3 protein-coding genes are annotated in these 2,650 nt (G+C 47.5%); 2 read left to right on the top strand and 1 reads right to left on the bottom strand.

The features are described 5' to 3' along the window. Both R7O12_RS23600 and cysC read left to right on the top strand, forming a co-directional pair. Positions 1 to 1,071: SLC13 family permease (locus R7O12_RS23600; protein ID WP_318126458.1), on the top strand; the 1,071-nt coding region annotated here is incomplete at its 5' end. Positions 1,072 to 1,095: 24 nt separating this feature from the next. Next, positions 1,096 to 1,713 carry an adenylyl-sulfate kinase gene (cysC, locus tag R7O12_RS23605; protein WP_005454655.1) on the top strand — a complete coding sequence of 206 codons (618 nt, stop codon included), beginning with the start codon at positions 1,096 to 1,098 and terminating at the stop codon, positions 1,711 to 1,713. Positions 1,714 to 1,803: 90 nt separating this feature from the next. Here the strand turns inward: cysC and R7O12_RS23610 are convergent. Further along, positions 1,804 to 2,650, bottom strand: an 847-nt coding sequence (locus R7O12_RS23610; protein ID WP_318126460.1) for a TIGR03899 family protein, incomplete at its 5' end; no start/stop codon positions are given.

Consider the following 2,650-nt stretch of genomic DNA (forward strand, 5'->3'; position numbering starts at 1 on the left):
GTTGGCCGAACCATCAGTGAAAACAATCTGCGTGCGCTGCGTAAGTTGTTTCTTGCAGAGGTGGTTCGTGATGGCGTGACGGTATCGTCAGTAGGCCCCGACTTCGTGCTGAAAGCGAAAGATCGCCTGCTGTTTTGTGGTGATGTCGAAAGTGTGGCGACCTTGCAAGAAATTCCGGGGCTGACGCTGTTTGGGCAACAGCATTTGAATGGTCAAAACTTTATTGAAGTGGTGGTCAGCTCCTCTGCAACCTTCTGCCATAAGACCTTGAAAGAAAGCCGCTTCCGCGATCGTTTTGATGCGGTTGTTGTCGCCATTCGTCGTGGGCATGAGCGTCTAGAAGGTGGATTGGGCAGTATTACCTTAGCTCCGGGCGATACTTTAGTGTTGGTGCCGGGCAAGCGTTTCGAATCTGAGCGTCGAGCGCACCGTAAAGAATTTGTGTTAGTGCACGACTTAGATTCCAGCGCACGTTTGGACTCCAATAAATCGACGATTGTGTTGATTGGTTTTGCTGCGGTCATCGCCTGTGCACTACTAGAACTTGTGCCGATCATTAAAGGGCTCGCGGTATACATCATTGCACTCATTGCGTTTGGCATAGTGCAAATCTCTGAGCTTCGCCGCCGTTTTCCCATTGATATTGTGGTGATTGTGGGCTCTGCGCTCTCTATTGCGCAGCTGATGATTTCATCGGGCTTGTCCGTCAGGATGGGCGAAATGTTTATCGAAGCGTTTAACGGCTGGGGCGTATTTGGTGCGCTGGTGGCCACATACATCATGACCTTGGTGCTGACTGAATTGGTGACCAACAATGCCGCTGCCGCGTTAGCATTTCCGATTGGCTATAGCATGGCTGTCGGGTACGGAGTGGATCCGATGCCATTTATTATGGCGGTATTGTTTGGCGCAAGCGCGAGCTTTATTTCTCCCTACGGGTATCAAACCAACTTGTTGGTTTACAGTGTAGGTAATTACAAATTGACCGACTATGTGCGAATTGGTGTGCCGATTTCGATTGTGTATTCCGTATTGGTACTGACATTGATACCGGTCTTCTTTCCGTTTTAATTCCGATAAATACAAGGATTCGTTATGACCGCTGAAACACCGGTAAAAGATGAAAACATTGTCTGGCATCAGCACACGGTTGATAAACAGTTTCGTGCTGAGCTGAAAAAACAGAAACCAGCAGTGCTTTGGTTTACTGGTTTATCTGGCGCAGGTAAGTCAACCGTCGCGGGCGCGCTGGAGAATCGTTTAGCTGAGTTGGGCTACCACACTTATTTGTTGGACGGTGACAATGTTCGTCATGGCCTGTGTAGTGATCTAGGCTTTTCTGAACAAGATCGCCGTGAAAATATTCGTCGTATTGGCGAGTTGGCGAAACTGATGGCAGATGCGGGTTTGATTGTGTTGTCCGCGTTCATTTCTCCTCACCGTGCTGAGCGTCAACTCGTTCGCGATTTACTGCCCGAAGGTGAGTTCATTGAAGTGTTTGTGAATGCATCTCTCGAAGTGTGTGAAGGCCGAGATCCAAAAGGTTTATACAAAAAAGCGCGAGCAGGTGAGATCCCAAATTTCACGGGTATTGATTCAGAATATCAAGCGCCAATCAATCCAGAAATCGATTTGCCAGCAGGCGAGAAGAGCGTCGAAGAGTTGGTTGAATTGTGTTTGAATGAGCTTAAACAACGTCGTGTGATTAGTTAACTCAGCTTTTGGATCATAGGTAGCCAAAAGCCTAGTGTACTGCTTGAGGAGCTTTTAGATCATAGGTGACCTAAAGCTCCTAGAGCGAAACTAAACGGTATAGTTCACGCTGCTGCTTGCTTCGGTGCTTACGCTAAACTTTTGATTTAACAAGGCGAGCATTTGATCGTAGTACTGGGAATTTGGCTTGTTGCCAAGCAGCTTGCACAGTTCGTTACCCGTCGGTGTGAAACGGTAGTACAGCAGACGGATGCCCTTCGTATTCACTTGCAGAGACAAATTCTTGCCTTGATATGCCAGTATCAATGGCGTTTCAATGCCGATCTCTCCTGATTCCAGTTCTGTGCTATGCAGTAACCCCAATTCAATCAATACTAATAGACTTGAGTACGGCAATTGAAAGCTGCCCATATTCAGATTGCTGGTGGTATCTCGTTTACCAAAGTTGAATATTCCGCCATGTGCTTTATAGCCGATCAATAACTTTTTACTGTTATCGCCGCCAAAACTGCACGCCAAAGAGGCTGCTCTTTGTAGTGTTTGCGCTTCTTTTGGGGACATATCCTTAAGGACTTTCAGCGCTTTCATCGACGTGGAACCTGGGTTGGTCACTTCACGCTTCATCACTTGCGCCCACAACTTCTGCATTGAACTGTTGTGGATATCTTGGGCCATATCGAAAAATCGATACAACCAATCTTGATCGGGTTCGCCTGCGGTTTCATCGCGGCAAGCGCTGTGCGCGAGTTTTAGGATTTGCTCAAGGTTTTTTTGTCTTTGCTCTTGGCGTCGTTGGTCTCGCAGTTGTGCTCTTTCTAATGCGGATTTGGCAGGAGGGTCAGTTTGCAATAGAGCGTCAAGGCCATGAGATTGAGCGATGTTTTTTATTCGGCTCGCACTGTCTTTGATGTAACCCGTTTTCTTGTCGTGGTGACCG

Source organism: Vibrio sp. Vb1574 (assembly GCF_033338675.1).